General features: G+C 50.3%; 21 protein-coding genes, 1 pseudogene and 1 riboswitch. Of the genes and pseudogenes, 20 read left to right on the top strand and 2 right to left on the bottom strand.

Going from position 1 to position 24,200, the window contains the following annotated elements; genetic code table 11:
• The first annotated feature begins 212 nt into the window (after nt 1–212).
• The 7 genes from ACO9K6_RS01000 to ACO9K6_RS00970 all read left to right on the top strand — a co-directional run bounded on the left by ACO9K6_RS01000 (nt 213) and on the right by ACO9K6_RS00970 (nt 11,707).
• The gene (locus ACO9K6_RS01000; protein ID WP_424765663.1) at nt 213–1,691 is read left to right on the top strand and encodes a sensor histidine kinase; all 1,479 of its coding nucleotides are present in this window, start codon (nt 213–215) and stop codon (nt 1,689–1,691) included.
• A complete protein-coding gene (locus ACO9K6_RS00995; RefSeq protein WP_424765662.1) occupies nt 1,669–2,358 on the top strand; it encodes a response regulator transcription factor in 690 nt (229 codons plus the stop codon). The genes ACO9K6_RS01000 and ACO9K6_RS00995 overlap by 23 nt, the downstream gene beginning before the upstream one ends.
• Nucleotides 2,359–2,382: 24 nt before the next feature.
• Entirely contained in the window at nt 2,383–5,418 is a 3,036-nt protein-coding gene (locus tag ACO9K6_RS00990; RefSeq protein ID WP_424765661.1) for an efflux RND transporter permease subunit, read from the top strand.
• Nucleotides 5,419–5,804: 386 nt separating this feature from the next.
• Nucleotides 5,805–6,014, top strand: coding sequence for a hypothetical protein (locus ACO9K6_RS00985; RefSeq protein ID WP_424765660.1), 210 nt, complete (start codon nt 5,805–5,807; stop codon nt 6,012–6,014).
• A gap of 173 nt (nt 6,015–6,187) precedes the next feature.
• Nucleotides 6,188–8,131: a putative thiazole-containing bacteriocin maturation protein gene (locus ACO9K6_RS00980; RefSeq protein ID WP_424765943.1), complete on the top strand. Its 1,944-nt coding sequence runs from the start codon at nt 6,188–6,190 to the stop codon at nt 8,129–8,131.
• Nucleotides 8,128–10,068, top strand: coding sequence for a TOMM precursor leader peptide-binding protein (locus tag ACO9K6_RS00975; protein WP_424765659.1), 1,941 nt, complete (start codon nt 8,128–8,130; stop codon nt 10,066–10,068). Before ACO9K6_RS00980 ends, ACO9K6_RS00975 begins: the two co-directional genes overlap by 4 nt.
• A gap of 58 nt (nt 10,069–10,126) precedes the next feature.
• A complete protein-coding gene (locus ACO9K6_RS00970; RefSeq protein WP_424765658.1) occupies nt 10,127–11,707 on the top strand; it encodes a SagB family peptide dehydrogenase in 1,581 nt (526 codons plus the stop codon).
• Between the two features lie 74 nt (nt 11,708–11,781).
• On the opposite strand, the gene ACO9K6_RS00965 is transcribed toward ACO9K6_RS00970, so the two are convergent.
• Entirely contained in the window at nt 11,782–12,189 is a 408-nt protein-coding gene (locus ACO9K6_RS00965; RefSeq protein WP_424765657.1) for a hypothetical protein, read from the bottom strand.
• 193 nt (nt 12,190–12,382) lie between these two features.
• On the opposite strand from ACO9K6_RS00965, the gene ACO9K6_RS00960 reads away from it, so the two are divergent.
• The 6 genes and pseudogenes from ACO9K6_RS00960 (at nt 12,383) to ACO9K6_RS00935 (ending at nt 16,850) form a co-directional block, all read left to right on the top strand.
• Nucleotides 12,383–12,721: a DUF3889 domain-containing protein gene (locus ACO9K6_RS00960; protein ID WP_424765656.1), complete on the top strand. Its 339-nt coding sequence runs from the start codon at nt 12,383–12,385 to the stop codon at nt 12,719–12,721.
• Nucleotides 12,722–12,743: 22 nt separating this feature from the next.
• A pseudogene (locus ACO9K6_RS00955) lies at nt 12,744–12,869 on the top strand (heavy metal-binding domain-containing protein); the annotation flags it as partial.
• 93 nt (nt 12,870–12,962) lie between these two features.
• Nucleotides 12,963–13,274, top strand: a complete 312-nt coding sequence (locus ACO9K6_RS00950; protein WP_424765655.1) for a rhodanese-like domain-containing protein — start codon at nt 12,963–12,965, stop codon at nt 13,272–13,274.
• 121 nt (nt 13,275–13,395) lie between these two features.
• Nucleotides 13,396–13,776 carry a VOC family protein gene (locus ACO9K6_RS00945; RefSeq protein WP_424765942.1) on the top strand — a complete coding sequence of 127 codons (381 nt, stop codon included), beginning with the start codon at nt 13,396–13,398 and terminating at the stop codon, nt 13,774–13,776.
• A 120-nt stretch (nt 13,777–13,896) separates the two neighbouring features.
• Complete coding sequence (locus ACO9K6_RS00940) at nt 13,897–16,167, top strand: heavy metal translocating P-type ATPase (RefSeq protein ID WP_424765654.1); 2,271 nt, start codon at nt 13,897–13,899, stop codon at nt 16,165–16,167.
• Complete coding sequence (locus tag ACO9K6_RS00935; protein ID WP_424765653.1) at nt 16,164–16,850, top strand: sulfite exporter TauE/SafE family protein; 687 nt, start codon at nt 16,164–16,166, stop codon at nt 16,848–16,850. Before ACO9K6_RS00940 ends, ACO9K6_RS00935 begins: the two co-directional genes overlap by 4 nt.
• 25 nt (nt 16,851–16,875) lie before the next feature.
• Here ACO9K6_RS00935 and ACO9K6_RS00930 read toward each other — a convergent pair whose 3' ends face one another.
• Entirely contained in the window at nt 16,876–17,319 is a 444-nt protein-coding gene (locus ACO9K6_RS00930; protein WP_424765652.1) for a FixH family protein, read from the bottom strand.
• A gap of 241 nt (nt 17,320–17,560) precedes the next feature.
• Nucleotides 17,561–17,770: riboswitch (cobalamin riboswitch) on the top strand.
• Between the two features lie 143 nt (nt 17,771–17,913).
• Here ACO9K6_RS00930 and ACO9K6_RS00925 point away from each other — a divergent pair.
• From ACO9K6_RS00925 to cobS, 7 genes are read left to right on the top strand one after another with little or no spacing between them, the layout of a single operon-like run.
• Complete coding sequence (locus ACO9K6_RS00925) at nt 17,914–18,906, top strand: ABC transporter substrate-binding protein (protein ID WP_424765651.1); 993 nt, start codon at nt 17,914–17,916, stop codon at nt 18,904–18,906.
• Between the two features lie 4 nt (nt 18,907–18,910).
• Nucleotides 18,911–19,948 carry a FecCD family ABC transporter permease gene (locus ACO9K6_RS00920; protein ID WP_424765650.1) on the top strand — a complete coding sequence of 346 codons (1,038 nt, stop codon included), beginning with the start codon at nt 18,911–18,913 and terminating at the stop codon, nt 19,946–19,948.
• The gene (locus tag ACO9K6_RS00915; protein WP_424765649.1) at nt 19,945–20,727 is read left to right on the top strand and encodes an ABC transporter ATP-binding protein; all 783 of its coding nucleotides are present in this window, start codon (nt 19,945–19,947) and stop codon (nt 20,725–20,727) included. The genes ACO9K6_RS00920 and ACO9K6_RS00915 overlap by 4 nt, the downstream gene beginning before the upstream one ends.
• Nucleotides 20,728–20,760: 33 nt before the next feature.
• Nucleotides 20,761–21,825 (top strand): nicotinate-nucleotide--dimethylbenzimidazole phosphoribosyltransferase, encoded by a 1,065-nt coding sequence (cobT, locus tag ACO9K6_RS00910; protein ID WP_424765648.1) that lies wholly within the window; start codon nt 20,761–20,763, stop codon nt 21,823–21,825.
• Between the two features lie 10 nt (nt 21,826–21,835).
• Nucleotides 21,836–22,426 carry a bifunctional adenosylcobinamide kinase/adenosylcobinamide-phosphate guanylyltransferase gene (gene cobU, locus ACO9K6_RS00905; protein WP_424765647.1) on the top strand — a complete coding sequence of 197 codons (591 nt, stop codon included), beginning with the start codon at nt 21,836–21,838 and terminating at the stop codon, nt 22,424–22,426.
• On the top strand, nt 22,423–23,403 hold the full coding sequence (cbiB, locus tag ACO9K6_RS00900) for an adenosylcobinamide-phosphate synthase CbiB (protein WP_424765646.1): 981 nt from the start codon (nt 22,423–22,425) through the stop codon (nt 23,401–23,403). Before cobU ends, cbiB begins: the two co-directional genes overlap by 4 nt.
• Nucleotides 23,385–24,197 (top strand): adenosylcobinamide-GDP ribazoletransferase, encoded by an 813-nt coding sequence (gene cobS, locus ACO9K6_RS00895; RefSeq protein ID WP_424765645.1) that lies wholly within the window; start codon nt 23,385–23,387, stop codon nt 24,195–24,197. Before cbiB ends, cobS begins: the two co-directional genes overlap by 19 nt.
• Nucleotides 24,198–24,200 lie beyond the last annotated feature (3 nt).

Genomic DNA, 24,200 nt, shown 5'->3' with positions numbered 1-24,200 from the left:
GCTCGATTTTTTGCGCGCCAAATCGCGCATCAAACCAGCATAAATCTAAATAACATTAATAATTAATGAAGTTAATAAATTTCGCTATAATTAGGTGGCCCAAAACGTCAAACGTAATAATTTCGTAAGATTTGGTTATAAATTCGTTTAGAATTTGCCGTTATTATAAACGATAGATTCAACAATAATGTATCAGTGAGGCGTGAAAGCGATTGTCGATACGTGTAAAGCTGTATATGTCTTACTTGGCAATGGTATTCGTACCCATTATTTTGATGACTGCCTTCATGCTTTTCATTTTCCATGCCAGAGACATCCAGGATGTCCGCCAATATTTTGATAAGGAGCAGAATGAGCCTTATCAACAAGCGCTCGTCTACGGCGAGTTGTCCTACGTCCTCCGCAATGATGCTGGCGAGCTGGAGGTCCCAGGCTATGTCAATGAAATTCAAGAAAGGCTAGGGGTGCTGTGGGCAGGTCTGGTCATATCTCGTGAAGGCAGCATTACTGCAGTTTCTCCATTTCTAAGAGATGCGGCGCCAAACGAAGATTGGCAGAGATTGTTGGAGCAGCTGCCGTCAGCTGTAACGTTCAATTCCTTCCGCTTTGAAACAAATGCTCTGGACTTTACTTATCCTGACGGAGGTGAAGGCCAGGCAGTGCTGTTCAGACGGATGGATACGGTGCCTATTTATTGGCGTCCGATTGGGACAGCATTTTCGTTAGCTTTTATCGGCTTAACAAGTCTGCTGCTAACCTATTTTGTATCCCGAAGCATTATTCGGCCAATTAAGAAGCTTGAAGCGGCTGCGCTTCAAATCAAGGATGGCGATTTGTCGCATAAGGTTGTTCCTACAACGAAGGGAGAGATCGGACAGCTCAGCGTGGCCTTTGAGGACATGCGGGTTAGGCTGAAAAATTCGATTGACCAGAGCTTGCAGTATGAAGAGAATCGTAAAATGCTGCTTTCGCACATTTCACATGATTTGAAAACGCCAATTTCGGCGATTAAAGGTTATGTTGAAGGCATTATGGATGGAATTGCGAACACGGATGAGAAGCGCCAGCGCTACATGGAAACGATTTATCGGAAGGCGACAGACATGGATCAACTGATTGATGAGTTATTCCTATTTTCCAAGCTTGATCTGCAGACGGTTGCCTTTGACTTCAAAAGTTTCGATATTATTCGGTACTTGGATCATTTCATGGACGAGCAGCGGTTTGATCTGGAAAAATCAGGCGTGAAGCTGCAGTACACCAGGCCGGAAACGGAAGCTCTCTCGATTACGGCAGATCCGGAGAAGCTAAGCCGCGTGCTTACGAATATTTTGAACAATTGCGTGAAGTATATGGGCCAACAGCCTGCGCCGAAAAATAAAGAAATTGTCGTTCATGTGAAGGAGCTGGAGCAGTACGCCTTAGTTGAGATTGAAGATACGGGACCTGGAATTGAAGAAGAAGCTTTACCGTATATATTCGATCGATTCTACCGTGCGGAGCAATCCCGAAATTCGGAAACCGGCGGCAGCGGTCTAGGGCTAGCGATTGTGAAACAAATTATTGAAGGGCATGGCGGTGAGGTTTGGGCGGAGAATGCAGAGAAGGGCGGCGCCCGATTCTGCTTAAAGCTTCCTAAGTCGGTATCTGTCAAAACGGTGAGTGATCATGAAGAACATACTAATCATTGAAGATGAAAAGTCGATTGCCGAGCTGGAGCGTGATTATCTGGAAAGCCACGGCTTTGCCGTGCATATTGAGGGGCGTGGCGACATTGGTCTGCAGAAGGCGCTCGAGGGTCAATATGACCTCATCATCCTCGATGTCATGCTTCCAAAAGTAGACGGTTTTGAAATTTGTCGTCAAATAAGACAGTCTATCAATATTCCCGTGCTTATGGTGACTGCGAAGAAAGAGGATATCGACAAGATCAGAGGGCTAGGGCTCGGGGCTGACGATTATATGACAAAACCTTTTAGTCCAAGCGAGCTTGTAGCCAGAGTAAAAGCTCATTTAGCCCGATACGAGAGGCTGACGGCAGATAAGACGGAGCGGGGCGACCATATTCGCATACGCGGATTGTTTATCGACAAGCCTTCCCGAAGGGTTATGATTCATGATGAGGAAGCGATGCTGACCTCTAAGGAGTATGAGCTGCTTCTGCTCCTTGCCTCACATCCTAATCGAGTTTTCGAGAAGGAAGAACTGTTCGAGCGGATTTGGGGGCTTGATTCGAACGGCGACGCAGCTACGGTAACGGTACATATTCGGAGGCTGCGCGAGAAAATTGAGCATGATCCTTCAAATCCTCAATATATTGAGACGATTTGGGGTGTAGGTTATCGTTTTAAAGTATAGATAGTAGATGGGGAGTGGAATGAATTGAAGAGCTTTATTCAGTTTTCGCTTAATAACAAATTTGCTTTATGGATTTTGACGCTGCTGGTGCTGTTTGCCGGATTGTATTCAGGAATGAATATGAAGATGGAGACCATGCCGGACATTACGGTGCCGATTGTCAGCGTAACGACCGTTTATCCGGGCGCAGCGCCTGAAGAAATCTTGGAAAAAGTTACAAAGCCGATTGAGCAGCGCACGCGCAACTTGAACGGGGTAAACGTGATCAGCTCCACCTCTTATGAGAATGCTTCCTCGGTCATTATTGAATACACGTTTGAGACTGATATGGAAAAAGCCGAATCGGAGGTGAATAAAGTCCTCTCTGAGCTTCCCTTTCCAGATGGCGTACAGGATCCATCCGTATCCCGAATTAGCTTAAACGCTTTTCCGGTGCTATCGCTGAGCTTGTCTGACGATAGCTTGAACCTGGAACAGTTAACAAAAGCAGTACAGGAAAATGTGCTGCCGCGTCTGCAAGGTATAGAAGGTGTAGCAAGCGTCCAAATGTCCGGACAAAACGTCATGGAGGGAGAGTTGGCCTTTAAGCATGATGCCCTTCAGCAAATGGGTATTGCGGAGGATATGGTGAAAGGCATCATTCAAGCTTCGGCCTTGACCGTTCCTCTTGGTATTTATGAATTCGGCGATTCCGAGAAAGCGATCGTTGTCGATGGAAACATCACAACGGAAGAGGATTTGAAAAACCTCATCATCGTACCAGGGGTGAAGCTGTCTGATATAGCTGATTTGAGCATTGTCGGCAAAGCGGAGTCTGTATCGCGCACGAACGGTAAGGATGCGATTGGCATCAATATCGTGAAGGCTGCCGACTCCAATACGGTTGATGTAGTCAACAATGTAAAGGCAGAAATCAAGGAGCTTGAAGAGAGCAACACAGGTTTATCTATCGTTACAACGCTTGACCAAGGCAAGCCGATTGAGGAATCTGTTCACACCATGCTAAGTAAAGCGATCATTGGCGCTCTGTTTGCAGTCGCTATTATATTGATCTTCCTGCGCGATATCCGTTCGACGATTATTTCGGTCGTATCGATTCCTTTATCGATCCTGATTGCGATGCTCTTTTTGAACCAAATGGATATTACACTGAACATAATGACTTTAGGCGCGATGACGGTGGCCATCGGCAGGGTAATCGATGACTCGATTGTTGTAATCGAGAACGTTTATCGGCGAATGGCGCTCTCAACAGAGCAGCTTAAAGGCAAAGCACTTATACTTGATGCGACAAAAGAGATGTTTGTCCCTATTTTGTCATCAACAATTGTAACCATTGCCGTATTCCTGCCGCTTGGTCTGGTATCCGGTATGATCGGTGAAATTTTCCTGCCGTTCGCGTTGACGATCGTGTTTGCACTATTGGCGTCACTGGTTGTAGCCATTACCGTCGTTCCAATGCTTGCGCATATGATGTTCCGCAATGGAATTAAAGCAGGCAAAGCAAGCCATAGCCATGATAAGCCAAGCCGATTGGCTGAATGGTACAAAGGCGTGCTGCGCTGGTCGCTTAACCATAAATTGGTTACGTTTGGTTTAGCTATCGTCCTGCTGATTGGCAGCTTGTTCCTTGTTCCAGTCATCGGCGTCAGCTTCTTGGCCGGCGATGAAGAGAAGATGGTGGTTGTATCCTATAATCCGGCTCCAGGTGAAACGCGCGAGCATGTTGAAGCAATGGCGCTTGAGGCGGAGAAGCTGCTTGTCGGACGCGAAGGCCTTTCGGTCGTGCAATATGCGGTCGGCGGACAAAATCCATTCAGTCCGGGTGCATCGAAGCAAGCGCTCTTTAATCTGAGCTATGAAGACGATTTCGCAGATTTCAATGCTGAGAAAGAAAAAATTGTTCCGCTGCTGCAGGAGCTTGGCGGCGAAGGCGAATGGAAGCAGCAGGACTTCATGGGAGGCGGCTTAGGCGGTTCAGGTATTTCCATGCTCGTCTATGGACCTGATATGAAGTCGCTGCAGCCGGTTGTTGACGAATTGGTAACACAATTGAGCGAAAATAAAGATTTAGAAAATATCGGTTCCAGTCTGTCGGAGACCTATGATCAGTACCGTCTTGTAGCCAATCCGGAAAAATTAAGCCAGAATGGTCTGACGGCAGGTCAAATTGCAATGGCGTTAAGTCCGGTACGTGAGCGTCCAGTGCTTACGACGATTGAGAAGGATGGCGAACAATTCAACGTTTATGTGAAGGTTGAAGAACGTACGTATACGGAAAAAGCGGATCTTGAAAATGTCATGCTGACCTCTCCGATGGGTACGCAGGTAGCGCTTAAGGATGTTGTCACCATCGAGGAAGGCGAATCGCCTAATACGATTACAAGTCGCGACGATCGTATTTATGCAGAGGTGACTGCAGATGTAACTGTTTCTGATATAGGGAAGGTTTCAACAGCGGTACAAAAGATGATTGACGAAACGGAGCTTCCTGCCGGCGTTGATGTTGAGATTGGCGGCGTTTCAGAACAAATTAATGAATCGTTCATGCAGCTTGGTCTTGCCATGCTGGCTGCTATCGCGGTCGTATACCTTGTGCTTGTCATTACCTTTGGCGGTGCGCTTACGCCATTTGCGCTTCTGTTCTCGCTGCCATTCACCGTGATCGGGGCATTAGTAGGCTTGCTTATTGCAGGTGAAACGATAAGCGTAACCGCAATGATTGGAGCGCTCATGCTCATCGGTATCGTGGTCACGAATGCGATCGTGCTTGTGGATCGCGTTATTCAGAAGGAGAAAGCGGGCCTATCCGTCCGTGAAGCCTTGCTTGAAGCGGCGGGCACGCGTCTTCGTCCGATTCTGATGACGGCAATTGCGACAGTTGGAGCCTTGCTCCCGCTCGCCTTCGGATTCGAATCTGGCGGACTAATCTCCAAAGGTATGGCAGTGACTGTGATCGGCGGCTTGACGAGCTCAACGCTGCTGACACTAATTATCGTGCCGGTTGTTTATGAGTTCTTGAACCGTAAGAAAAAACCGCGCGCAGCGGAAGAAGCTTAAACAAGCCATACGCAATAAGGCGAATAGAGAGGCTGCTCCCATGGTCAATGGCCTGGAAGCAGCCTCTTATTGTCGGCGATGCAGTCAAGCCTTAGCAGCTCGAGTCCCGGCTTCCGCGCCTTTTCCTGACACCAAGATATAACGAATGCTCCAAGGCGGTCCTCGGATATGATTCATAATGTGCTGTCTATTGTTTTAGCATTTATTACTAGGCAAATGAAGTAGTAACACTAGCGGAGCTAATTTCATACGTATATGTCATGAAGGATCATCTGCATTGTGATGAAATCATGAACATTTAACGGAGGCTGCGGAGATGAATGATTTTAAAAATGAGCTTCAAAATTTGAAAATTGACGATTTTCATGCGAGCGGGATGACGCCGAATGCGGGTCAAGGGCAAGTTGATCCTAACAACGCTCGGCTTTGCATCGGTTTTTGCATTGGTTTTTGTATCGGTTTTTGCTCTTGCAGCAATTGTTTCGGGTGCAGCAATTGTTTCGGGTGCAGTAATTGTTTTAGGTGCGGAGGATGCGCTCATAACTGTGGAGGATGCGCTCGTTGCGGTGGCTGTGCCCGCTGCCGCTAATGTGTAAATAAGCAATTGAATGGAAAGTTCAAGACGCCCCTGCAAGAAGTTTGATGGCAGGGGCGTTTTTCTATCGAAGAGCTGGCATGACGGACAAATAGCGCTACATACCTTATAGAGGAATTCATGTAGTGAAAAGCGGGGATTTTCGGTAAGGAGGAATGGGATTTGGATCCTTCTATGCGTCTTAAAGTGAATGGGGATACGTTTTTTCTCCCTAGCACGGACGGAAGCGTCTATTTTCGAAACAATATTGGTTCATTTCGTATGGAAGGCAGCACAATCGATCAGTGGATTGAAAAGTTGATGCCGGTTTTTAACGGCGGGCACACTATGCATGACTTAACGGACGGTCTGCCGGAACAATACCGGGAACGTGTATATGAAATCGCGAAAGTTTTATATGCGAACGGTTATGTCCGGGATGTGAGCCGGGATCGTCAGCATCAGTTGCAAGACGGAGTGCTCAAGAATTATGCGTCTCAAATTGAATTTTTGGACAGCTTTGATGGCTCGGGGGCATACCGGTTTCAGTTGTATCGTCAGTCAAGCGTACTTGCTGCCGGTTCAGGATCCTTTTTGGTTTCCCTTATGAAGTGTTTATTAGAGTCTGGATTGCCTCATATTCGCATGCTTATTACGGACCCGGAAACGACGAATCGAAATCGGATCTTGGAGCTGGCGGAGCGTGCCCGCCGAACGGACCCGGAGGTCAAGCTGGACGAGATCAGCCTGCCGAATGAAGGGAGTATCGATTGGCGTTCGGTTGTGCAGCCGTACGATGCGATATTGTTCGTATCTGATGAGAACGGCGAATCTGATTTAAGAGCACTTCACGAGATTTGCCGGAAAGAGAAGAAGGTGTTGCTGCCAGCTCTTATTATGGGGCAGGCAGGTCTTGCTGGACCGTTCGTACATCCCGATTCGGAGGGCTGCTGGGAATCTGCTTGGCGAAGAGTTCACCATTCCGTGATAGATAAGGATCCTCTGCTTCATGCTGCTTCCTCCACAGCAGAATCGATGCTGGCGAACGTAATCGTCTTCGAATGGCTAAAATCGGTTACGGAAGTAACGGCATCGGAAATGCACAATAAATTATTTCTGCTGAATTTGGAGACGTTGGAAGGCAACTGGCATCCGTTCTTTCCCCATCCGCTCGCAAGTGGTCGTCCTGCCGCCGAGAGGAAAGAGGAATTGGAGCTTCTGCTTGATAGCGAAACGGGAGAGATAGGGTTGAAGAAGGATTTGCTTCCTTATTTCAGCAGGTTAACATCGAGTGAAATGGGCATCTTTCATGCTTGGGGTGAAGGGGATTTGCGGCAGCTTCCGCTGTCCCAGTGCCGGGTACAGGCAGCTGATCCGCTGTCGGCAGGACCGTCCGCTCTGCTGCCTGAGATCGTTTGCAATGGCCTCAATCACGAAGAGGCCCGTAAGGAAGCAGGGCTTGCCGGAATCGAGGCTTATGTGTCGCGCATGGCGGGTTTGATCATAAATGATGTGCATAAGGGCAGCAGTGGCCCGGAAGAACCGCCGCAGCATGAGTTTGTGGGCATTGGCGCGGGGGAGACGATCGCAGAAGGCATTGGCCGCGGTCTGCAAAAATGTCTGACTGAAGTTATGGTAAGAAGTCATGATGTCCAATCCCCCTCCGTCAATCCAGTACAGATCCGTAAAATAGACGATAAACGCTGCCACTATTATTTAAGCGCGTTGACGACGATGCAGGTCGCGCCGACAATCGGCTTTGGCGAAGATGTATTAGGCTTTCCTGTTGCGTGGGTATGCTCCAGCGGGCGCTGGTTTGGAGCGGTTGATTTCAATCGAACAAGGGCGCTGCGCAGGGCGCTGCAGCAAACGCTGCTGTATACCCAAAACAAAGAGGCCGGCTTTGGTTCAAATGAGCGAAGCTGGTCTTCCGTAAATTTGAACGAGGCGGCGATGAAGAGTGTATCAATTCCAGCTTGTGATCCATTGGAACACCGAGAGGTTCTAAAGTCAGCCTTACAGCAGTTAAAACGTTTCCGCAAGCGCCTTCTCGTCTATAATTTGGCATCCGAAGCGTTCTTGAAAGAGGAGCTGGCAGGAGCATTCGGCGTGCTGCTTCGGGAGGAGGATGGACAGTGAGTGCAATCGTGGCAGTTATAGGGGAGGGACAGCTCGCGGATTTCGTTTGCGGCGAATTGTCCGAAGAATATCGGCTTGTCCGTCAGAAGGATTTTGCATCCGATGTGCCAGAAGCAGCTAAGCTGGCGCTTGTTCTACATGATGGTTATGAACCATCCGCTCATCTACTAGCGGAAGAATGGTGCCAACGGTCCGGTACGCCGTGGCTGCGCGGGTTTGTTTCATTCGGCGAAGGCGTGATCGGACCGCTGGTTCTTCCGGGGGCGGAGGGCTGCTCCCAGTGCGCAGATCTGCGGCGCTTGATGGCGGGAAATGACCGGAAGGAGATGTGGCAACTGCGCCAGCAGAAGATGCATGGGGCGAGTTCTCCCGATATATGGTCTTCACGCATGGGACTCTTGCATATGGCTCAGCTTATTGCGGCAGATGCCAGGAGAGTACTGATTGGGACTTCTGCTCAAACGGAAAATCGGATCATGCTGATCCATCTGCAAACGCTTAATAGCTCCTCTCATTTCTTTTTGCCCGATCCGCTATGTCCGGTATGCGGACGAATACGCGATGACTCAGCTGCAGCGGCGCGTATTTCACTACAGCCAAGCCCAAAAATAAATGAAAACAGCTACCGATGTCGGCCTATGGCAGAACTGAAAGGATTATTGGCATATGATTATCTGGACAATAGGGCTGGCTTTTTGAACGGAAAAATGATCGACCTCATGTCGCCATTTGCCGATTCGAGCGTAAATTTACCTCTTTTCTCGGGGGATGAAGGCTGCGCAGGCCGTACGCATTCTTATGCGGATAGCGAGATGACTGCTATTTTGGAAGGTTTGGAGCGCTATTGCGGCATGTCGCCGCGTGGAAAGCGGACGGTTGTTCATGACAGTTACCGAAATGTGAAGGGCCATGCGCTAGATCCCGTACTCGTCGGCGTACACGAGAAGGATCAGTATGAGCGGCCTGACTTTCCGTTCCAACCGTTTGATCCCGACAGGCCAATCGATTGGGTATGGGGTTACTCGTTTTTGAAGGAGCGTCCGATTCTCGTGCCGGAGCTTCTCGCTTACTACAGCTCGGGGTGTGGTCATGGCTTTGTTTATGAAACCTCTAACGGATGCGCGTTAGGCGGAAGTCTGGAGGAAGCTATTTTTTATGGCATCTTGGAAGTGGTGGAACGTGATTCTTTCCTTATGACTTGGTATGCTCAGCTGTCGCTTGCTCCGTTGGATCCCTATTCCGCAGAAGATATCGAATTGAATTTAATGGTGGAACGTTTGCGCGAGGTTGTCGGCTATGATGTGCATTTATTCAATTCGACGATGGAGCATGGCATTCCAAGCATCTGGGCGCTCGCCAAAAACAAGACGGATAAAGGCGTAAATCTTATTTGCGCGGCGGGAGCGCATCCGGACCCCGTGCGGGCGGCGAAAGGCGCTATTCACGAATTGGCGGGCATGCTGCTGGCGTTTAACGAGAAATTGGAGGAGAATCGGGAGCAGTATGAACATATGCTGCACGACCCATTTCTGGTTCGGCAAATGGACGATCATTCCATGCTGTACAGCTTGAAGCAAGCAGAGGAACGGCTTCATTTTTTACTCCAAAGCAACCGTCCGCCCCATACGTTTGAGGAGGCTTTTAAACCAAAGAGCAGGAAGGCGGATTTGGCTGATGATTTAAAGGAAATCCTCCAAGAGCTCCGTAATATCAATCTGGATGTGGTTGTGGTGGACCAGACGACGCCGGAAACGCTGCGGAATGGACTTCATTGCGTCAAGGTGCTGATACCGGGCATGCTGCCGATGACGTTCGGACAACACCTCGTCCGCTTGACGGGATTGGAGAGGGTACTCAGAATACCGGCAGAGCTAGGGTATGTGCAAGAGCCGTTGACTTCTAAACAGCTTAATCCGCATCCTCATCCGTTTCCGTAAGCTCAGCCAGCGTTTGCAAAGCGGTTTTTCTGGAGCAAAGCCAATGGGAGGAAAAGGAATGAGCTTGAAGGCATTTTTACGTCAGCTGCAATTTGATCCAGACCAGGTTAAACCGAAGGATTGGGTGACCGATTGGGAAGACGCACCGCTCCCGTATAAGCTATACCGGCACTTGCCGGCCTTTTCTCTCTCTGCGGAGGCTCCGTTTACGCTTGAGGGAAGGCAGGATCGAGTGAAGCCTATGCTTCGGGAAATCAGCCATTTTCTCTGGTATACATTCGGGCTTGCACAGTTGAGCCAATCCGTTTTTGGTCCTGATGCGGGAGAAGAATGGGGGGGCACGCTGCAGCTTTGCAGGCGCTTCGTTCCTTCAGGCGGAGGGCTGTATCCAAGCGAGCTATACCTTTATTTAAAGCTGGAGGATTTGCCTGCCGGGATTTATCACTATGATGTGGCGCATCACCGTTTGATATTACTTCGTGAAGGCCAATTTGACATCTATCTGAGCAAGGCGCTCGGCAACCGGTGTGACCTGCCGTCTTGCTTCGGCGCTGCTTTCGTTTCGACGATGTTTTGGAAAAATTACTACAAATACAATAATTTTTCTTATCGTCTGCAGGGGCTGGACGCAGGTCTGCTGGTTGGTCAGCTGTTGGAGGTGGCAAAACGGTTTGGCTATGAGACGGGGGTTTACTTTCAGTTTCTTGACCGTGCCGTTAACCATCTGCTGGGGCTGAGCGAACGGGAGGAGAGCGTTTATGCGGTGATTCCGCTCTCGGCAGAGCCTGAATTAGAATGGTTCATTCATGAAAATAAAGCAGAGGATCACCTGTCCGCGGCTGATTTGTGCAAAGAACTGACAGTGGTTGAACACGAGCACTATGTGCGGTCGCGGAGGGTCGCGGATTATGCCAGGCTCATAGAGCTGAACGAAGCTTCGATGCTGGATTCCGCACAATGCTTTCAGCAAATCGGAAGAGAAACCGAAGCCTCGGGCAGGGTTCCTGCGTATCTGCTTCCTCATGTGAACAGGCTTTCGTATGATCTGGCGTCCGTTTGCCGAGAACGTTATTCGCCGGAAAATGAATACGTTTTGCATCCGGTTAGCCAATCGAATCTGGCTGCTCTATTGCATGAGGTTATGGCATCCTTTATATACCGAAATGATTTGGATGGCACGATGCAGAGGCCATCGTCTCGCGTTTCCTTGTATGGCTGCTTCTATGGTGTTGAAGGTATCGGAGATGGGGCTTATCGCTATGACGGCTTGGCGCATGCCTTACAGCTGGTTCGTTCCGGGGATCTCCGGTCTTGGCTGCAGCATGGGATGTCGCTTAATAACGTAAATTTGTTCCAAGTGCCGTTATGTTTTCATATAGCGGGAGATGCAGATCACCTTCATGCTCAGCTTGGTTATCGCGGCTATCGTATCCAACAAATGGAGGCGGGGATGCTTGTACAACGCTTACTGCTCGCAGCTTCCGCCTCCCGAATGGGGGGGCGTCCGCTGCTTGGATTTGATGCAAACGCGAGTGATGAGCTTTACGGGATGATTTCTTGTGATCAAACGAGCCTTATTCAAATTCCTGTCGGTCCTTGTCGGAGTCGTTCGCGACTCGAAGGAAGCTTGGCGCAATAGCATGCTTTATGAACTTGAACAGGCAGATTGAATCTAGGTAACATTCAATCTGCCTGTTCAAGTTTTTATGTTTATCAGCCGTAGGGATGCGAGCTTGCTTGCTGCTCTCCAGTCGGATGACACGTGACAGGAAAGCAGACATGGTGGTGCATCCATGGATGGACCCAAGCATGATGATAATCAAGCGTGGAGTATTCCCATCCATCAACAGGATGATGGTGATGGTGACCATAGTACATGTGAGGATCCCATAAATCATGCTGCATCATAGGATGGAAGTCATGCATGTCATGGAGGTCGTGATGCATGTGATGAAAGTCATGCATGTGGCTCAGATCAACGCAACACTGATAATAGGTTACAGCAGTCTGCTCATTCTCAGCTTGCATACCCATAACCTGTTGTTTCTGACTCATTTGCATTTGCGGGTAAAGCTCCGGCATAACAGCCGATTGTTGTATATAAGGCTGGTTTTGTATCATAGTGTGCCTCCTTCTTTTCATACTTTACAATATGCTCTGGATGAAAAAAGGGCACGTATCCCTATAAAATGGGCTTTAGTCAGTGGAAGCGATTTCAAAATGCTCCTTTGTTAGAGTGCATTATGAATGAATAGGACGGAACTTCGAGGGTGAGGCTAAAACCATCTCATTTTCATCGACAGGTGGTGGTAAAATGCTGCGTCATTTCGTCATGAAGGCTGTTTTCGTTCTGCTCAGCTTAACCCATTTTGAAGAGCAACCCTTTGAAGCTGTTTACCAGCATGCGGAGCCGGCCTATGCCAAGTGGGGGAGGCTGGCTATGGAGCAAACGTCAAGGATGTACTCGGATGCATCCATTGTGGATTATAAGTATGAAGGCAGAAAAAAACTTTCGGAGGAAGCCTCTGAAGAGAGCTTCGTGCTCTGGTTGCGCAAGGATACGAGAGAATTTGGGATACGAGTCAGCATACAAGTCAAAACCAGCTCAGATGAGCTCATTGCTGTCAGCATAAAAGAACTAAATGCCAGATAATTGAAACATCTCAACCGTATGAGATGAGATGAAAAATCAAGGCGCAAGATTAGGCGCGAATGCAATTGTGGCCATTGATATCGATTACGAGGTTGTTAGAGAGGGAATGCTGATGGTTGCGGTCAGTGGAACGGCGGTTCGAATATAAGCAGCTAACTAGGATGGACATTACCCAGCCTTCGCGATACAATGCAATCATATTGATTAAATTGAACTTGCTTGAAGGGATGGGTAACACAACATGTATCCAGAAATGACGACAGCCGAACTGCAAAGCCAGCTGAAGGAAGGCAGAACGATAAATCTGATTGATGTTCGCGAGCCAGATGAATGGCAAGAAGGTCATATAAAAGAAGCGCGCAGCATTCCGCTTTCCGAGCTTCAAGAGCGGATGGACGAGCTTAATCAGGGTGACCAAGACATCGTGCTCATATGCCGAAGCGGTGGTCGCAGCGGCAAAGCATGTGATTTCCTGCAAGCGCAGGGCTATAAGGTCGTAAGCATAACCGGCGGTATGCTCGCATGGCCCGGAGATGTTGTAATCGGCAAATAACTCAACAAAAAAGTCCCTTTTCGGGGCTTTTTTCGTATGGCAGATCATAAGAGGGAGTATGTTCTAACATATATTTAATGAGATTAAATATATGAGAGCGGATTGGAGTGTATTCGATCAAATGATAACGCACAAAGGTATCCACCATGCAAGTTTAATTGTAACTAATTTAGAGCGGGCAAAAGCTTTTTACACCGGAATTCTTTGTTTGCGGGAAATCGAGAGGCCGGCGTTCGATTTTCCCGGCGCTTGGTATGCGATAGGAGACAACGGAAATCAGCTGCATTTGCTGGTGCATGATGGGGAGACGGCTCGCACCGGAGGCATTGATACGAGAGATGGACATTTTGCCATAAGGATAAGTCATTATAAGCAGACCATCGAGTGGCTGGAGCAGCACGGTATCACATTTAAAGCCAAACCGGATAGTATCACTGGGTTTGCCCAAATCTTTATCCTGGATCCGGACCGGAATATCATTGAGCTTAATGCGGAGCATTGATCGAATCCAAATAGCGACAATCATTTTGCAGTTTCCATTCATGCAATGCAATAGCCTGTCATATAGTTTAACGCAGAGATGCAGGCAATGAAGGCGATGAATGGAAGGCGGGTAAGTCAAATGGAGCATAGGTTTGAAGGAAATCATGAAGATGAAAATATAACGATAGATTTCGCGGTGCAGGGCATGAGCTGCTCGGCATGCGCGGCAAGAATTGAGAAGGCTGTTGGTAAAATGGACGGCGTCCAAATGGCGGCTGTCAGCTTTCCGCTGCGGACGGCGTGGGTGCAGTTTGCTCCTGCAAAGGTTGAAAAAAAGCAAATTGCGGAGCGCGTCAAGCAGCTTGGTTTTGCCGCACTCTTGCATGAACCCGCGCATGAAGGGCTTCATAAGGAGCATCGTACATTGAAGCTGCGCCTTGTCGTGTCAGCGCTGCTGACGCTGCCGCTGTTGACTGGCATGCTGCAGCATATTCCGCTGCTGGAACCGCTTATTCAGGTAGTGCCGGGGTGGCTCATGCTTCCATGGATGCAGCTGTCGCTTGCTACCATTATCCAATTTGTCATTGGAATGCCGTTTTATTTCGGTGCGTATCATGCGCTGCGGCAGCGGAGTGCGAATATGGACGTGCTCGTGACAATCGGCACGACAGCCGCATATTTATACAGTCATTACGTGGTGTTCCAGGAAGTGCTATTTCGTCCGTTGTCAGCCGCAGCGGCACATGCGCCTCCGCTTTATTTTGAAACCTCTGCCGTTGTCATTACTGCCGTAGTACTTGGTAAATATTTGGAAGCCGCTGCTTCGCTGCGCGCTCAGCAGGGCTCTGTCGGCTTTGTCAGGCCGCAAAGCCAGAGCGCTAATGTCGAGCGTGCCGGGGAAATTGTCCGCATGCAAACGGAGTTTGTTCGAGCTGGCGACATCGTGATTGTTGAAGCCGGGGAGGTCATTCCGGTTGACGGCATGGTATGCGGCGGATTGTCTGCGGCTGATGAGTCGTTATTGACGGGTGAAAGTTTGCCGATCCCGAAGGGAGAGGGCGATCTTGCGTGGGCAGGCACGAGAAATGAAAGCGCCCGACTGCGCATTCGTATAGAGGCTGCCGGGCACGACACGATGATGAATCGCATTCAAGAGCTTGTGAGGCAGGCTCAGCGCTCAAAATCAGCCATTCAACGAAATGTGGATACGGCAGCCGGCTGGTTTGTCCCCGTAATGCTCGTAATCGCTTTATTAACCATTATGATGTGGGGGGCCATTCTTGATCCGGGCAACTGGAGCAAAGCTTTTGTTTGCGCAATCGCCGTATTACTGGCAGCATGTCCGTGCGCGCTTGGCTTAGCGGCGCCGATTTCGCTTGTCATCGCTTCGGGAAGACTGGCTAAGCAGGGCATCATATCGAAGGAAGCTGGCGCGCTTGAGAGGCTGGCGCGGATTCAGACGATAATTTTCGATAAAACAGGAACGTTGACAGAGGGCAAGCCACGCATTACCGCCGTACTCGCCCTGAAGAGAAGCCGATCCTCGCTGCTTCGGTTAGCGGCTGCGGCAGAGGCTGAATCCACGCATCCATTGGCAGCCGCGATCAGACGTGAAGCATTGGGTCTTGGTCTTGTCATTCCAACAGCCGAGCAGCAAGCATTCACACCTGGCGGAGGAGTAGAGGTCTTTGTCGATCGGCAACAGTTTGCGGTTGGGAACGCACGATTTGCGGCACAACGAGGCTGGCGAATGAGTGAGGAGGCACAGGCCTTTGCAATTCGTCGCGAGAAGGCCGGAGAAACCGTGCTGTATGCTGCGGCGGAAGGGGAATGCATCGGTGCGATTGCTTTCAGCGACACGGTCAAGTCGAATGCGAAGAAAACGGTGAAGGAGCTGAAACGTCTTGGCATAACTGTGCTTCTGGCAACTGGAGACCATGAAGCGCCAGCCCGAGCCGCGGCGAAAGCGGTCGGTATCGCTGATGTGTATTCGGCTATGCTACCTGAGAGTAAGGTAAAGCTTGTAGAGCAGCTGAAGCGTCAGGGGAAAAGCGTCGCCATGGCAGGAGACGGCTGGAATGATGCTCCCGCTCTAGCTTCGGCGGACGTCGGTTTAGCTATGGGGGATGGTACGGATGCCGCTTTGCGCGCAGGACATATGACGCTGCTCTTCTCCCGCCTGCATGCCATTCCTGAGGCGATTAAAATTAGCCGAATGACCATTCGTAATGTACGGCAAAATCTAACGTTTGCCTTTCTCTATAATATCATCATTATCCCATTCGCAGCCTTTGGCCTGATGGAGCCCTGGATGGCCGGAACAGCAATGGCGCTTAGCTCCGTATCGGTTGTCGGCAATGCGCTGCGCTTAACTGGACAGCTTCGCCGTTCAACAGGCATTCAAGCATGACGATCACTTGGCAGCAGCTTGGCCTCATCATGTTGACGGGACTTTTCAGTGCGCCGCATTGCATCGGGATGTGCGGCGGTATCGTTTCGACGGTATCTATCCACACATCGGCATCTGTCCGCAAATCGATGCTGCTCTACAATGCAGGACGAATTTTTTCCTATACGCTGCTTGGAGTTGTGATGGGAGCGGTCGGTTCATTTATAGATGTAGCAGGAAAGCTTGCAGGCATGCAGGGGCTTGCGTCTATTATTGGCGGCTGCTTCCTGCTGCTTTGGCTATGGCGGCGATTTCAGCTGCCGCTAATGAATCGTCTAACCGCTCTTTTGCACAAACGGCTGGCGGGAGAAAGCGGACGCTCGCGCGGTCAAGAAACGGCACATTTGCTCGCAACGGGCATCGCTTTCGGATTTCTTCCCTGCGGCTTGACGTATGCGATGCAGATGACAGCCGCAGGCACCGGCTCGGCAGCGGAGGGGGCGCTGGTGATGGCGGTGTTTGGTCTAGCTACGTTCCCGGCATTAGCGGCAGCGGCATCCATTGCCGCTTTTGCAAACAAACGCTGGCGGCGCTTCATGCGTCGAGCAAGCGTCCTCACGGCAATCGTGGTCGGCGTATTATCAATTATGCGCGGGCTGGCGGCAAATGGCCTCATACCGACGATCAATCCATGGCTTTGGTAAAAAATAGGTGCCGATGGCTTGCGGGTTAGCGGACGGCTTGAAAATGTCTCTCTATCGAATACGACTGATCGCCAGCATCCAGCACCAACGTCGCTTTCCAGGTTCCGGCCATTAACGGTACTCCCATACCGGTATATTGACCAGGGGCAGTCTCGGTCAACTGAAACGAAACGTCTCCGCAAACCATACTGAGCATATCCAGCTTTATCGCTAGAGTTACGTCTCGTATAGGAGCGCCGCTGTCATCGGTTATGTTAATCGTAAACGTATTATTTGTAAGTACTTTGGCAGGATACGCGTCAATAGACCAGATCAACTGGCCGTGCTCGAAAGTGTGTTCGGTAAGGGGCGGGGCAGCCTCCATGTCGGAATGGAGCCGGGTAAGGATAAAGGTAAGCATAAATCCAGTGACAATGAAAGCGATAGCCAGCTTATAGAGGGGAGAAATCGGCTTGCGTGACGGCAGCATGCGGATGTAACACCTCCTATGATGAACAGAAATTGGCCGAAGTGCAAAGAAGTACTGAAAGCGGCACCTTAAGTTAACTATGCGAAACTTGAAGTGATCAGAACTTTTTTGTTGAATGATTGGGGTTCTGTCATGCCAAGATAAATCTTCGACAATAGTAGACAAACAGATAGATACGGTGTATAGTAACAACTGACAATTTCATAGTGAATATTTAGGTGCCGATACGAGTGGATAGTAGGAAGCGGTCATACGCTTAGGTCCAGTCTCGTTGAAGCTTAAAAGGGAAGACCGGTGAAATTCCGGCGCGGACCCGCCACTGTAAGGAACGGCAACGCAAGTATTGCAAGCGTTCGTCAACGCATCGATATCATGTCACTGAGGCAGTAGCTCGGGAAGACGTCGATAGCGAATTCCAAGTCAGGAGACCTGCCTATTTGTTATAACGCTTTACCCTACGTGGACTTAGGGAGGTGTTGGAGAAGCTTATTAGCAGCGTTGATTAGTGGAAGCGTATAAGAGCATTTCTGGCACATTTGTCAGAAATGCTTTTTTTTATTTTATACGAAATATTTGATAGGGGTGTAGAGAAGAATGAAGGCAATGAACCGCAGTATGATGAAGACGTTATTTGGATTGCTTTTAACGATGATGCTCGTTTTTACGGCAGCATGCGGGGCAAATACGAGCACGGAGAACCAAGCTGGCAGCAACACGACGAATACAGAGCAGAGCGCAACGAACGCACCAGCCCCGACAGAAGCAGCAGCGGCTTATCCGCTTACGCTGGAGGATGAGACGGGCACGTCCATTACTTTTGAGCAAGCGCCTGAGAAGGTTGTTACGCTTGTTCCAAGTGAAACGGAAGCGATCTACGCGATCGGCGCAGGCGAGCAAGTGGTTGGCGTAGATGAATGGAGCAATTATCCAGAGGAAGCTGTATCGAAGCCGAAGATTGGTGATATGACGACGAATATTGAGGCGGTTATAGCGCTAAATCCTGATCTCGTGCTGGCATCTTCATCGATGAATACAGAAGCGATCGCAAAGCTGCGTGAATTGAACATTACGGTATACGCGACAAATCCTACTACTTATGATGCAGTTGTTGCGAAAATCGAAAATCTTGGTAAAATTATGAATAAGCAAGAAGAAGCTGCAGCTGTTGCCGATCATATGCGCTCGGTAAAGCAGCAGGTGACGGATGCGGTGAAGGATGCGGAGAAGAAAAGCGTATACTTGGAGTTCTCCCCGGGCTGGACGGTTGGTTCCGGTACGTTCCTGGATGAGTTGATCACGATAGCAGGCGGTACGAATATCGCCGCAGGAACACCAGATTGGTATGAGGTTAGTGCCGAGGAAGTCGTCACTCAAAACCCGCAGCTCATTATATATCCTATTATGGAGGGAGATCCGCATCCTATCGTGGCAGCTATTGAAAGCCGCCCAGGCTGGGATGTGATTGAAGCGGTGAAGACCAAGCAGATGTTTGCGGTAACGCAGGATCCGCTTGTACGCGTAGGACCGCGTCTTGCTGACGGCCTGCTGGAAGTGGCGAAAGTTATTCACCCGGATCTCGTTAAGTAAATAAATGAAAGTTAAATTATTTTGGTATGGAGGAGCAGCTATGCTCCTTCTTGCTGTTTCTATCGTCGTAAGTTTATCCATCGGCTCGGCGGGAATTTCCGTTCGCGATGTATGGGGGATTCTCATTCATCAGCTGCCGTGGCTTGCAGACAAGCCGGTTCCGTATTCGCAGGGAGAAGTCGCAATCGTGACGCAGGTTCGCCTGTCGCGTGTATTGCTGGCTGTCCTTGTCGGTGCTTGTCTTGCGCTGGCAGGCACGGGCTTTCAAGGCGTGCTGCGCAACCCGCTTGCCGATCCTTATACGTTAGGCGTCGCCTCAGGCTGCTCAGTGGGTGCCGCTTTTATTATTTTGTTCGGACTGCAGACGGCGATGGGCATGTGGACCATTCCGCTTGTCGCCTTCAGTACCGGAACGGCTACGCTTCTGGGTGTATTTTGGCTGTCGCGCAGCAAGGGTGTCATGCAAATTGAAACACTAATATTATCAGGTGTCATCTTACAATCCTTTTTGGGTGCATTTGTATCGTTTATGGTGTCGATGTCGCAAGGTGTCGTCAACCAAATCTTGTTCTGGCTGATGGGCTCGCTTGCAATGCGCAGCTGGGACAATCTATACATGCTCATCCCTTTTCTTGCAATCGGGCTGCCGTTGCTGCTTATGTACGGACAGCCGCTTAACCTGTTTGTGCTTGGTGAGCGGCATGCCGCCCATCTTGGCATTCGCGTCGAGCGGACGAAGCTGGTTGTCTTGATCAGCTCCACACTGCTAACGGCTGCCGCAGTTTCCGTATCCGGGGTAATCGGCTTCGTGGGGCTCGTCGTCCCGCATCTCATACGTCTCATTGTCGGGCCGGATTATCGCTTGATTATTCCGTTATCAGCGATCGGCGGGGGTGTGTTTGTGTTATGGGCAGATACGCTTGCGAGGATCGTGTTAACACCTAAGGAAATTCCGTTAGGCGTCGTGACGGCCTTAATCGGCGCGCCTTTTTTCGCTTATTTATTGCATAGGCGCAAGCTTAAGGAGGGCGGTTCGATATGATCGAGGCGAGCGGAATTGTTCAGGAGGTTCAAGGACGTATCGTGCTGAATGAGCTTTCCTGTTCCTTTATGAAAGGAAGAATGTACGGTATTATTGGACCGAATGGCGTCGGTAAATCGACGCTGCTCCACCTTTTGTCTGGCGTTGATCGGCCGAAGCGGGGAAAAGTGCTGCTGGATGGGAAAAGCATTACATCCTATCCTCGCAAGCAGCTTGCAAGAATGATGGCGGTCCTGCAGCAGAGTGGTCTGCCGCCTGTCGGCTTCTCCGTACGCGAGGTTGTCAGTATGGCACGATTCCCGTTTCAAAACTGGCTGGGAAGCGAATTTAAGGATTCAGAGGCCGTCATAGAGAGTGCATTAGAGGCAATGGGTCTTAAGGAGCTGGAGCACCGCAAAATGAATCAGCTAAGCGGCGGGGAACGGCAGCGCGTAGCGCTGGCTAAGCTGATGGCGCAGGAGCCCTCTGTTATTCTGCTTGATGAACCAACGACCTATTTGGACATTGGGTTTCAGGTGCAGCTGCTGGATACGGTTCGCGCCTGGCAGCAGCAGCGCGAGCTGACTGTTATCGCCGTGCTCCATGATTTGAATTTGGCTTCGCTTTATTGCGATGAGCTTGTCGTGCTGCACCGCGGAACGGTGGCTGCTGCGGGTACGCCACAGGCGGTGTTGACCTCCGAGTTGATTGAGCAGGTATATGAGACGCAAACGTCGGTCATATCACATCCATTGACGGGGACGCCTCAAATTATGCTGCAGCCCAATTCGAACAAATAGAGAAACATAGTAAAAGTGCGAGGAGTATGCAGCATGGAAAATCAGTTACTACATCAGCTTAATGAAAAGCTAAGCATGATCAAGCCTTTTAATGAGGACCTTGCAAAATTAGCGGATCGCCACTCGGACTCCTTGACCAAGCCTCCGGGCAGCTTGGGCAAGCTTGAGGTGATAGCGCGTCAGCTTGTCGGCGTGACAGATCAGATTTGGCCAGATTTGTCACGTAAAGCGGTTATCGTAATGGCTGGCGATCATGGCGTTTGCGAGGAAGGGGTCAGTGCGTTCCCGCAGGCCGTGACACCGCAGATGGTCTTGAATTTTCTGAATGGCGGGGCAGCCGTTAATGTCCTTGCGCGTCAAGCGGACGCTGAGGTCGTATGCGTGGACATCGGCGTGAATGCTGATTTGGAGCACGAACGGTTAGTGAGCAGAAAAATCGTCAGAGGAACTGCAAATATGACGAAGCAGCCTGCCATGACACGCGAGGAAACGCTTCGGGCGATTATGGTGGGGATCGAGGTTGTGGATGCGCAGGTGCAGCGGGGCATTCGTTTATTCGCTACGGGAGAAATGGGAATAGGCAACACGACGGCGAGCGCTGCCATTACGACTGTCCTGACGGGGCTGTCGCCCGAGGAGTCTGTTGGGCGGGGCACGGGCATCAATGATGCAGGCTGGTTGAAGAAGGTCGATGTTGTCAAGCGCGCGATTGCGCAAAATGAGCCGGCTGCTTCAGACCCGTTAGACGTGCTTGCCAAGGTTGGCGGAGCCGAAATTGCAGGATTAGTGGGCGTCATTATCGGAGCGGCGGCAAATGGCTGTCCGGTCGTCGTTGACGGTTATATTTCGTCGGTTGCCGCGCTGGTCGCTTCACGAATAACGGAGCAAGTGAAGCCCTATATCCTTGCCTCGCATCAGTCGCAGGAACAGGGACATTTGAAGCTGCTGGAATCGATTGGCTTATCTCCGATGATTAAGCTGGATATGCGGCTTGGGGAAGGCACGGGAGCGGTATTATGCTTTCATTTTATTGACGCGGCGCTGCTGCTTATGCAGGAAATGGCGACCTTCGAGAGCGCAGGTATATCAAAAGGCTAGGTGATGGAGATTGGCAATTCTAGTAACCGGCGGGGCCCGCAGCGGTAAAAGCGGCTTCGCCGAGCAATATGCGATACGATCAGGCGCACGCGGCTTATATATCGCTACCTGTCAGCCTCATGATGAGGAAATGGCGGAGAGGATTGGGAAGCATCGTCTGGACCGTACCGAATCCGGCTTTTCATGGGATACTGTGGAGGAGCCTTTCGAGGCGGCCGGACTTCTCGATCGATTAGCCACGCAATATGCCGGGGAGGGACAAAGCGGAATCAAACCTCCTGTTGTGCTGCTAGATTGTTTGACGCTATGGCTGACGAACTGGCTGCTGCGCGTTGAACATGAAACATTAGGCGAAGAAAGGTTTGAGGCGGAAGCGAGGAAGCTGCTTGCAGCAATTGGGGCGTATCCTTATCCGCTTCTTGTCGTTACCAATGAGGTCGGAGACGGAATCGTTCCCGCTTATCCGCTCGGGAGGCAGTTTCGGGATGAAGCGGGACGTTTGAATCAACAGGTTGCCGCCATTTGCGAGCGTGTATTTCTGGTGACGGCAGGTATCCCTGTAGAATTGAAATCGCAGGCGTTTAGGTGGGATCAGCTATGATTCTTTATTCCTTTCAGGAGCTGCTTCTGCTTGCAGCTGCGGCAATCATTATCGATTGGATCGTTGGTGATCCGAAGTGGCCGACCCATCCAGTCATTTGGATCGGTCGGCTTATTCGATTAATAGAGAGTCTGCTTGCGCCCGAGCGAAGAAAGAAACAGCAGGCAATTGCAAGGCTGCTGGGAGCCGCTCTTACAGCGGTTACTTTAGCTGCAAGCTATGGCGTGATGTGGCTGGCGGTATGGGCAGCGGATGCTGTGCATGTATGGCTTGGCTATACGGTAAGCGCCTGGTTTATTTCGACGACCATTGCGGTGAAGGGCTTAAAGGAGGCCGCGATGCTCGTATATCACCCGCTCATAAAAGGAAATTTGGAGGATGCGCGAAAGTATGCCGGCTACATCGTTGGACGGGATACCGCAACGCTTGATGCTCGCGAGGCGTCGCGGGCTGCTGTCGAAACGGTTGCGGAAAATACGGTGGATGCGCTAGTCTCGCCGCTTTTATTCGCGCTGGTAGGGGGCGCCCCATTGGCGATGCTTTATCGCGCTGCAAATACGCTCGATTCGATGGTTGGCTACCGCAATGATAAATACATCTATTTCGGCTGGTGCTCCGCCCGTTTGGATGATTTGCTCAATTACATCCCCGCTCGCTTAACGGGACTCATGCTTACGATAATAGCGTTCTTATCACCCGGAATGAAAGCGGATCTAGCCATTCGCGCGATGATCACCTTCGCCCATCGCCATCCAAGCCCGAATAGTGGTATTCCGGAATCAGCAGTTGCAGGCGCGCTTGGCATAGAGCTTGGAGGAATAAACAGCTATTTTGGCGTGCGAAGTGAAAGGGCGAGAATGGGGTGGCCGCTCCGGAATTTGGAGCCGTATGATATCATACTTACCGTTAGGCTGCTTTATGGTGTCAGCATTATTTTATTCGTGGGGGTGTTGGTCACATGGCTCTTGGTACGGTAAAGCTGCATGCGCAGGCAATCATTGCAGCCTTTCAATTTTTGACACGTTTTCCGGTCCCCGTTTCCGTTCCGTTCATTGCGCCCGTATTGACGCGCAGCGTGATTTATTTCCCTCTTACTGGTGCTTTAATAGGAGGGGTGCTTGCAGGAGCGGCCTGGCTTCTAAGCCTTGGTGTCCCCGCATGGCCCAGCGCCGTTCTGCTGCTTGGTCTATGGACAGCGCTTAGCGGAGGTTTACATCTCGACGGCTGGATGGATACGGCTGATGGCGTGCTGAGTCATCGTTCCCGCGAGCGGATGCTTGAGATTATGAAGGACAGCCGGGTAGGCGCAATGGGTGTGCTGGCCGCTGTGTTATTGCTGTTATTTAAAGCGTCCCTGTTGGCGGAGCTCTTGGGGAGCGGGCATGCCCGCGGTTTTTTCATTCTTCTGATGGTTGGGCCGATATGGAGCCGGGCATGGATGGCTGCGGCTATTGCAGGCTGGCCGAGCGCACGCAAGGGTGAAGGAATCGGCATTTTATTTAATGGTGTTAAATTCATACAGGTTTTGGCCGCTTTTGTGCTGGCAGGCACGTTGACATGGTTGGTTTTGCAGCTGGGCAGCTGGGATATCGAAGCTATACTTATTATTTTGTTTTGCGTAATTGGGATTACAATTTTGCTCGGAGGTTTGCTTGCCCTATGGCTAAACCGCAAGCTTGGCGGATTAACGGGAGATACATACGGAGCAATGAATGAAGCGATAGAGGCGGCTTTGTTATTTGCAGCTGTTATTTGGCTTAATGCGCAATAGGTA

Source organism: Paenibacillus praedii, assembly GCF_049725345.1.
Classification (GTDB): domain Bacteria; phylum Bacillota; class Bacilli; order Paenibacillales; family Paenibacillaceae; genus Pristimantibacillus.
Note: the sequence above shows the minus strand (reverse complement) of the source record. Positions and strands in the feature narration are given on the sequence as shown.

Bases quoted from the DNA above. Each gene is read 5' to 3' on its own strand.
- ACO9K6_RS00995 (WP_424765662.1), top strand. From the start codon at position 1,669: ATGAAGAACATACTAATCATTGAAGATGAAAAGTCGATTGCCGAGCTG.
- ACO9K6_RS00985 (WP_424765660.1), top strand. From the start codon at position 5,805: ATGCGGGTCAAGGGCAAGTTGATCCTAACAACGCTCGGCTTTGCATCG.
- ACO9K6_RS00980 (WP_424765943.1), top strand. From the start codon at position 6,188: ATGCGTCTTAAAGTGAATGGGGATACGTTTTTTCTCCCTAGCACGGAC.
- ACO9K6_RS00970 (WP_424765658.1), top strand. From the start codon at position 10,127: ATGAGCTTGAAGGCATTTTTACGTCAGCTGCAATTTGATCCAGACCAG.
- ACO9K6_RS00965 (WP_424765657.1), bottom strand. From the start codon at position 12,189: ATGATACAAAACCAGCCTTATATACAACAATCGGCTGTTATGCCGGAG.
- ACO9K6_RS00960 (WP_424765656.1), top strand. From the start codon at position 12,383: ATGCTGCGTCATTTCGTCATGAAGGCTGTTTTCGTTCTGCTCAGCTTA.
- ACO9K6_RS00950 (WP_424765655.1), top strand. From the start codon at position 12,963: ATGTATCCAGAAATGACGACAGCCGAACTGCAAAGCCAGCTGAAGGAA.
- ACO9K6_RS00945 (WP_424765942.1), top strand. From the start codon at position 13,396: ATGATAACGCACAAAGGTATCCACCATGCAAGTTTAATTGTAACTAAT.
- ACO9K6_RS00940 (WP_424765654.1), top strand. From the start codon at position 13,897: ATGGAGCATAGGTTTGAAGGAAATCATGAAGATGAAAATATAACGATA.
- ACO9K6_RS00935 (WP_424765653.1), top strand. From the start codon at position 16,164: ATGACGATCACTTGGCAGCAGCTTGGCCTCATCATGTTGACGGGACTT.
- ACO9K6_RS00930 (WP_424765652.1), bottom strand. From the start codon at position 17,319: ATGCTGCCGTCACGCAAGCCGATTTCTCCCCTCTATAAGCTGGCTATC.
- ACO9K6_RS00925 (WP_424765651.1), top strand. From the start codon at position 17,914: ATGAAGGCAATGAACCGCAGTATGATGAAGACGTTATTTGGATTGCTT.
- ACO9K6_RS00920 (WP_424765650.1), top strand. From the start codon at position 18,911: ATGAAAGTTAAATTATTTTGGTATGGAGGAGCAGCTATGCTCCTTCTT.
- ACO9K6_RS00915 (WP_424765649.1), top strand. From the start codon at position 19,945: ATGATCGAGGCGAGCGGAATTGTTCAGGAGGTTCAAGGACGTATCGTG.
- cobT (WP_424765648.1), top strand. From the start codon at position 20,761: ATGGAAAATCAGTTACTACATCAGCTTAATGAAAAGCTAAGCATGATC.
- cbiB (WP_424765646.1), top strand. From the start codon at position 22,423: ATGATTCTTTATTCCTTTCAGGAGCTGCTTCTGCTTGCAGCTGCGGCA.
- cobS (WP_424765645.1), top strand. From the start codon at position 23,385: ATGGCTCTTGGTACGGTAAAGCTGCATGCGCAGGCAATCATTGCAGCC.